Raw genomic sequence first — 7,241 nt, forward strand, 5'->3', positions numbered from 1 at the left:
ACCGGGCATCCGGTAAGGAACTTTAGGAACGCCTATAGGCATAATTTACTCCGTTTTTAATAATTTTGGGGCGGTGGGAGAGTTAGAAATAACTCAGCACTCAGAACTCAGCACTCAGCACTCAGCACTCCTAAAGGACACTGGCGGGAAGTGGGGGATTTGCGAGTTCTTCTTTCTCAAAAACTCGATCGATCAGCCCGTATTCCTTCGCTTCGTAGGGTGTTAAATACAACAACCGATCCATGTCTTTAGTAATTTTTTCTGGGGGTTGTCCAGTGGTGCGATGTAAGATATCAACTAACGCCCCTTTATTTACCAAAACTTCCCTTGCCCGAATTTGAATATCCGTTGCTTGACCTTGGGCGTAGCTCTTGGGCTGATGCAGGATAATCGAGGAGTGAGGCAAACTAGCACGGCAACCTTTTGTACCAGCACTGAGAAGCATCGCTGCCATTCCCATCGCGGAACCGACGCAAATGGTGTGGATAGGAGGTTTGATATATTTCATGGTGTCAAAGATGGCGAAGGCTTCGGTTTCAAAGCCAATGGGTTCGCCACTGTAACCGGAAGTGCCGGTGGAGTTGATATAGATTTTAATCGGTTTGTCGGGGTCGTCGGATTGCAAAAACAGCAATTCGGCCACGATTAATTCCGTGACAGCAGGAACCAGTGGCATCCCAATATAGACGATTCGCTCCTTCAATAGGAGGGAAGGTAAATCTGGCGGTGGTGTCCGGTAAAAGTTATCGCCGTAATATGGGGCTTGAACAGCCTTAATTGGGGAAATGTCCATAGCAACTGATCGCCTGAAACTATGCCGTTAACTGTAATACATCCTAGCGCGATGCACGCTTCCCTCAAGGTGCGGATTTCTCCCTAATGCTTAAGGTGGCTTCGCATCTGCCAATGCTTGGCTTCTAAGATATTCTGATTATATTAGTGTATTTGTGTTGGATAGGTTTTCCGTAGAGCGAAAGTAGTGCTTTGAAGTTATTTATTAATAATATGTATATCCTGAATAAGGACTTTGAGTTATGAAGGTTAGTTTGCAACCTGCCTTGAATGATGGTAATTTGGACGCAAATCAACTGAACAGTCAACGTCAGTTGGGAATTTCGATTTCAGCGATCGCAGAAAATCAAGACCGCCATGTACCTTTGAATTTATGCTTAATTCTCGATCATAGTGGTTCGATGAACGGGCGATCGCTAGAAACGGTGAAAAAAGCAGCGATTCGTCTGGTAGATAGGCTTAATCCTGGCGATCGCCTCAGTGTGGTAGTTTTCGATCACCGTGCCAAAGTCTTAGTACCTAGTCAAAGTATCGAAAATCCAGAGAAAATTAAACAGCAAATTAATCGCCTCGCCGCCGATGGAGGAACTGCCATTGATGAAGGACTGCGCTTGGGGATTGAGGAGTTGGCGAAGGGGAAAAAAGATACTGTTTCCCAAGCTTTTTTATTAACCGATGGCGAAAACGAACACGGTGATAACAATCGCTGTTTGAAATTCGCTCAATTGGCTGCTAGCTATAATTTGACTTTAAACACTTTAGGGTTTGGTGACAATTGGAACCAAGATGTTTTAGAAAAAATTGCTGATGCTGGTTTAGGTACTTTATCTTATATTCAAAAACCCGAACAGGCAGAGGAAGAGTTTAATCGCCTGTTCAGCCGCATTCAAACTGTGGGATTGACTAACGCTTATCTGTTATTGTCCCTAATGCCCAATGTTCGGCTAGCGGAACTCAAACCCATCGCCCAAGTTTCCCCAGACACAATCGAACTACCACTGCAACAAGAAACTGATGGACGTTTTGCTGTGCGGTTGGGAGATTTAATGAAAGATGCAGAACGGGTAATCTTAGCTAATATTTATTTGGGACAATTGCCAACAGGTGAACAAGCGATCGCTAATGTGCAAGTCCGCTACGATGACCCAGCCGCCAACAAAGTAGGTTTAGTTACACCAAGTATGCCAGTTTATGCCCATGTAGTGAAAAATTACCAAGCAGACTTGAATCCCCAGGTGCAACATTCTATTTTAGCATTAGCTAAGTATCGTCAGACCCAGCTAGCCGAAACGAAATTGCAACAGGGCGATCGCTCTGGTGCAGCAACAATGTTACAAACGGCTGCGAAAACTGCGCTGCAAATGGGAGATACTGGGGCGGCGACGGTGTTGCAAACTTCTGCCACCCAGTTACAATCTGGTGGAGATTTATCTGAAAGCGATCGCAAGAAAACCAGGATGGTCTCTAAAACAGTTTTGCAAGATACTCCTCCGCAGTAAACTTAGGTTTAGATGAAAGTTAAATTGCTCTCGGCGTTAAATGACAATAATGTTGATGTGGCTCAAACAAGTAGCCAGCGTCAACTAGCAATGACGATTTTTGCGATCGCTGGTGAGCTTGACCAAAATCTCCCCCTTAATCTCTGCTTGATTTTGGATAAAAGTGGTTCCATGCATGGACAACCAATTAAAACGGTGATTCAGGCGGTGGAAGGATTAATCGATCGGTTGAAAGTAGGCGATCGCATTTCAGTTGTGGCTTTTTCCGGCACTGCCGAAGTCATTATCCCTAACCAAGCGATTGAAGACCCCGAAAGCATCAAATCTGAAATCAAAAGCAAACTGACTGCTAGCGGTGGTACTGCGATCGCTGAGGGTTTGGAATTGGGAATTACAGAACTGATGAAGGGGACAAGAGGTGCTGTTTCCCAAGCGTTCTTGCTGACGGATGGACATGGTGAAAGCGGTTTGCGGATTTGGAAGTGGGATATTGGGCGAGATGACAATAAGCGCTGTGTTCAACTGGCGCAAAAGGCTGCCAAGCTGAACCTAACTATCAACACTTTCGGATTTGGCAATAGCTGGAATCAGGATTTGCTAGAAAAAATTGCCGATGTCGGTGGTGGGACTTTAGCCCATATTGAACGCCCTGAACAAGCTGTAGAGCAATTTAGCCGCCTCTTTGGCCGGATTCAATCGATTGGGCTAACTAATGCTTACTTGCTATTATCTCTAGTACCCAATGTCCGACTAGCAGAATTGAAACCCATTGCCCAAGTTGCGCCAGACACAATCGAGTTACCAGTGGAACCCGAAGCTGATGGTAGCTTTGCTGTGCGTTTGGGAGATTTGATGCAAGATGTAGAACGGGTAGTTTTGGCGAACATTTATTTGGGACAATTGCCAGAAGGTAAACAAGCGATCGCTCATCTGCAAATCCGTTATGATAACCCGTTGGTTAACGAAGAAGGTTTACTTTCGCCCTTGATGCCAGTATATGCAGATGTGGTGCGATCGTATCAACCCACATCTAATCCGCAGGTACAACAATCAATATTAGCATTAGCGAAGTATCGGCAAACTCAGTTAGCAGAGGCGAAATTGCAACAAGGCGATCGCACTGGTGCAGCCACGATGCTGCAAACTGCTGCTAAAACTGCTTTACAAATCGGAGATAAAGGTGCAGCGACAGTGTTGCAAACCTCAGCAACTCGCCTGCAAGCTGGAGAAGAACTTTCTGAAGCTGACCTGAAGAAAACTAGAATTGTATCAAAAACCGTTTTACAGGAATAGTAAAAATCTAGCGTTGTTGATTAACGGGGCTTTTCATAAACTAATGCTGCTTGGTAGTGCCTGTGATCGCAAGTAGGAGAGATTAAACTAATGCTGCCTAACAATTTTGTTTGCTCGCTGATCTGGCTCCTGGGGACACTCTCACAAGAGCCAGCTCGAACAGTTTCGCAGATGAAAAATATCCCCAAGTCTTTTTAAAACCTCTTACCTTTAGTCTAGCTCCTCTATTGGGCTACTAAGCAGCTAGGCTAACTGTCTCATTAATTTGATTTAATCGCTCAAGCCACAGATCCTTATAAAACTCCATCTCCTGTAGAGTGAAAAGGAATTCATTACAGGAACCGTCGCCGATTAAATAAATCAAAGCAGCTTGTTCAACATGATATAGTGCTTCAAGTGGAATGTAATAAGCAGCCAATTGAAGAATTTTATCTTGAATCCAATTCAGAGAAAGCTTAGGTTTTAGAGATATTTTCAAATCACTAAGAGTCAAGCTATCTCGATACAAAGTTACCTGATCAAATTTTCCAAAGTATTGATACTTGAAGCTCACAATATACTGTTCCGAATAAAGACAGGCACCGAAGTTTGGTAGTAATTTATTGAGAGCATCAATATAATTTTTATAAGAGTTGCTAACTGCTTTTACTTTACCATCTGTAAAGTAAGAGTGAAGATACGAATGAACAGCATTTCCGGCCTCGATTGCTTCATCCCGAATACGTTTGGACTCTCTCATGCCGACTCTATCTTCCCATTTGCGAAGAGCCTCTATAGTTCTATCATCTTGTGTTCGTTTGAGAATATTACTAACACTATAGAAGACATTATGCTTACTCACGGTTGAACCTTGAGGAACATAACAAGGCTCACCAGAAAATTTCTCTCTGATTAAAATAGGTAAATGTTTTTCGCTACTATTTAGAGGGTGAAGTGTACCATCACGGCTACGACGGTATAATGCTGCTTCTGGTAGCAATTGTTTTTCAGTCATAGATCATTACATCCATTATCTACACGAATCTCATTCGCTTTCCTGATCTGTTGTGCTTGTGATTCTAAGCCCTTCAATGACTGCATCAAATGTGCTAGTTTAGCAGGATCAGTTTCTAGCTGAATTGCTTGCCGGCAATCATGCATTTTTTTATGTTGTGAATTCGGGAGCTTTAGCTCACCATCTTTAACAATGACTCCTGTTATTTCACGGGGCTTATTACCTACATAATGCTTTTCTTTATCCCTGCTATCACGCAGTCCACAACGATCAAACTCCCTCTTAATTTTCCGAATCAATTCATCTGATACAGAGGAACCTGAAATCGTAACATCGTCCATGTAAACAGTTAGAGTACATCCTGCGCCCTCTACCAGTTCATTTATTGCCTCCCACATATCTATATGAGCAAAGTAGGAAAGGACAGGACTCGATGGACTTCCAGTGGGTAGATGTTTTTTAAATGTAGAGAGTTTTGTTAAGATACCAGCAACATCTGAAGAGCATCGCATCCGCTTGTCGAAGAATGAGTAAACGCGCCATGATTGTGAAGAGGGAAAGTATTGTTTTATATCAAGACTCCTTACTACAGCAACATTTATATGCGCTCTAGCATTACTTATATAAGAACGTCCCTTTCCTGGAGCGTGTATGTAATTCGGCATTTTGACTCGCTTCAAAATCTCGTCAATTCGCTTTTGAACTCGCTTTAATGGGGGCGTTGGCTCTTCAACACGAAAGGTTTTTCCCTTTTTCGGATTGAATTTATCTCTCTCGATGTATAGCTCCTCGGTGTGGGCAAGCACTTCGAGCTTTCTTTGAGTTATATACAGTAGCTTTGCAAGTTTTTCTTTAGATTTCAAACAGTAAAAAGGTGACTGGTCTAGTGTGTACTGTTTGCATCTACTCCTCTGCATAAGAATGACCAGACTTTTCAGCAATAAGATTGAGGATTGCAAGAATTTTAGAGGATACGAATGTTCTCAACTTTTCCGTTCTTACATCTTTATTTAAGTTTTCCGAGAAGAACATAATCGAGGATACAGGTATATCGAAAAACTCTGAATAACGATTGAGTAAGTCCAGCGTGGGAACCTTTTTACCGGATTCGATTTCCGAAAGATAAGACTTGGATATTCCTAGCTTTTCCGCCAATTCTTTTTGTGCTAAATCATGGAATACTCTTATCAACCTTAGAGCTTTATTGAGCATATTTAACCTCCTTACTGAGAAGGCTGAAAAGGGGTTTGTATAGAAGAGTTAGCAGCTTAGTCTTGCAACCAAGCGACCAGCCACTTCACAATATGGAAAATGACTGGGCCAGCTTGAAATAACAGACGGAGCGTTTGAGGTTTGCAGAGCCATTTCAGGTACTGCTTATACTTACGCTTTTTTGACTGCTCCTGCCGTTTGTCGGGGTCTTGGCTGTTCATAAAGAACTCCTTAACTAGTGGTTTGGTTGCACTCATTCACTTATTGCAAATGAGTGTTGCCTCAAACAAACCGGAGAACGGCAGTTTAAACTCTCCCTATACACAACGCAGCAGGTTGCCTTAGCTGCGCCTTTGTGCTTGGTGATACAGTAATTATTTAGTAGTTCTGCGTAGTAGAAATTGTTCAAGATTTCACTCGCTTTAAGCTTTCACTAGAGTCACTGAATAACTAAATAGTTTTACTATAAATAAGTTACTTAAAAGCACAGTAGAAGGTGGTTTCCCATCTTCCTCAGACCACAAAAGCGATCCAGTGAGTGGCAAATATCATCCTTTACCCGACTAAAACTAATATAGCATAACTTTTTGAACTATATTCGCTGTGAGCGAACTTTTTTTGTAAAATTAACCTATGTAACTTGAAACTATTGTGTATCAACGCTTCTGGCATTACACAATTTGGTAACGTGTCTTAAGTTGCATCTATTTGGTTAGGCTTGTGCATTCAATTGAGTAGTCGTGGTTCGATCAATTTGTTCAGCCTTGGTTTTTAATGTCTGGTTTATGGCTTCAAACCCTTGGTGAGCGCCGATATTTAATCGACCAGCCAGCAGAGGAATTAGTAAGTCATTGAGAGATTTTTGCTGATTAAATATAAATTTAAGTTACTTATGCCAAAGGTTAGACATCAGCCAACAATGGTAAACGACGGATACGAATACGGCTTGGCTCAACTGTAACGGCTGCTCCTTGTTCCAAATCCTCTTCACACTGAGCGATTACCGTCAGCAATAGATTCGCTAATGCTTGAGAACGTAACCTTTCAATACGAATACGAATGACTGAAGGAGTAGTTGCTTCATCAAGTGCCAGCAATGTATGGAAATCTGCATCGAGTGTAGCAACAACACGTCTCTCTTCTCTAGCTCTCTGGATGATTTCTGCATCTTCAGCTTCAGACATCCCAATTTCACCCACATGGATGGTGTCGATACCTGCATCACGTAGCAATGCTGCCGCAGATAGTGGTAATCCCTGATCAAGCAACAGTTTCATAGTGGTTAGGTAGTTCAATGATGCGATCGCTCAAGTAGGACGATGCAAAAATTAAGGCTTGCTGAATATCTTCATCTTCTAATTCGGGGAACTCCTGGCGTAGTTCTTCTCGATTAGAGTAGGTAGCTAATAACTCAATCACCCGACGAACGGTAAGGCGAAGATTACGAATAG

General features: G+C 42.5%; 9 protein-coding genes. 2 read left to right on the top strand and 7 right to left on the bottom strand.

Annotated features, from left to right (window positions below; genetic code table 11):
* Positions 1 to 130: 130 nt before the first annotated feature.
* Positions 131 to 793, bottom strand: a complete 663-nt coding sequence (locus HWQ37_RS02645) for an ATP-dependent Clp protease proteolytic subunit (protein WP_292743405.1) — start codon at positions 791 to 793, stop codon at positions 131 to 133.
* Between the two features lie 241 nt (positions 794 to 1,034).
* Between HWQ37_RS02645 and HWQ37_RS02650 the strand changes: the two genes are divergently transcribed.
* Together HWQ37_RS02650 and HWQ37_RS02655 are read left to right on the top strand one after the other, a co-directional pair.
* On the top strand, positions 1,035 to 2,291 hold the full coding sequence (locus tag HWQ37_RS02650) for a vWA domain-containing protein (RefSeq protein WP_292743407.1): 1,257 nt from the start codon (positions 1,035 to 1,037) through the stop codon (positions 2,289 to 2,291).
* Between the two features lie 12 nt (positions 2,292 to 2,303).
* The gene (locus tag HWQ37_RS02655; RefSeq protein ID WP_292743410.1) at positions 2,304 to 3,584 is read left to right on the top strand and encodes a vWA domain-containing protein; all 1,281 of its coding nucleotides are present in this window, start codon (positions 2,304 to 2,306) and stop codon (positions 3,582 to 3,584) included.
* 235 nt (positions 3,585 to 3,819) lie between these two features.
* Here HWQ37_RS02655 and HWQ37_RS02660 read toward each other — a convergent pair whose 3' ends face one another.
* The 6 genes from HWQ37_RS02660 to HWQ37_RS02685 form a co-directional block, all read right to left on the bottom strand.
* Positions 3,820 to 4,578, bottom strand: coding sequence for a hypothetical protein (locus tag HWQ37_RS02660; protein ID WP_292743413.1), 759 nt, complete (start codon positions 4,576 to 4,578; stop codon positions 3,820 to 3,822).
* Positions 4,575 to 5,441: a reverse transcriptase family protein gene (locus HWQ37_RS02665; protein ID WP_292743416.1), complete on the bottom strand. Its 867-nt coding sequence runs from the start codon at positions 5,439 to 5,441 to the stop codon at positions 4,575 to 4,577. The genes HWQ37_RS02660 and HWQ37_RS02665 overlap by 4 nt, the downstream gene beginning before the upstream one ends.
* Before the next feature lie 40 nt (positions 5,442 to 5,481).
* The gene (locus tag HWQ37_RS02670; protein WP_292743419.1) at positions 5,482 to 5,790 is read right to left on the bottom strand and encodes a helix-turn-helix transcriptional regulator; all 309 of its coding nucleotides are present in this window, start codon (positions 5,788 to 5,790) and stop codon (positions 5,482 to 5,484) included.
* 56 nt (positions 5,791 to 5,846) lie between these two features.
* Positions 5,847 to 6,011 (bottom strand): hypothetical protein, encoded by a 165-nt coding sequence (locus tag HWQ37_RS02675; RefSeq protein ID WP_292743421.1) that lies wholly within the window; start codon positions 6,009 to 6,011, stop codon positions 5,847 to 5,849.
* 681 nt (positions 6,012 to 6,692) lie between these two features.
* Positions 6,693 to 7,067, bottom strand: a complete 375-nt coding sequence (locus tag HWQ37_RS02680; RefSeq protein WP_292743424.1) for a DUF5615 family PIN-like protein — start codon at positions 7,065 to 7,067, stop codon at positions 6,693 to 6,695.
* Entirely contained in the window at positions 7,051 to 7,239 is a 189-nt protein-coding gene (locus HWQ37_RS02685; protein WP_292743427.1) for a DUF433 domain-containing protein, read from the bottom strand. Before HWQ37_RS02685 ends, HWQ37_RS02680 begins: the two co-directional genes overlap by 17 nt.
* Between the last annotated feature and the right edge of the window lie 2 nt (positions 7,240 to 7,241).

Origin of the sequence: Nostoc sp. NMS4, assembly GCF_017115095.1 — a bacterium.
Lineage (GTDB): Bacteria > Cyanobacteriota > Cyanobacteriia > Cyanobacteriales > Nostocaceae > Nostoc.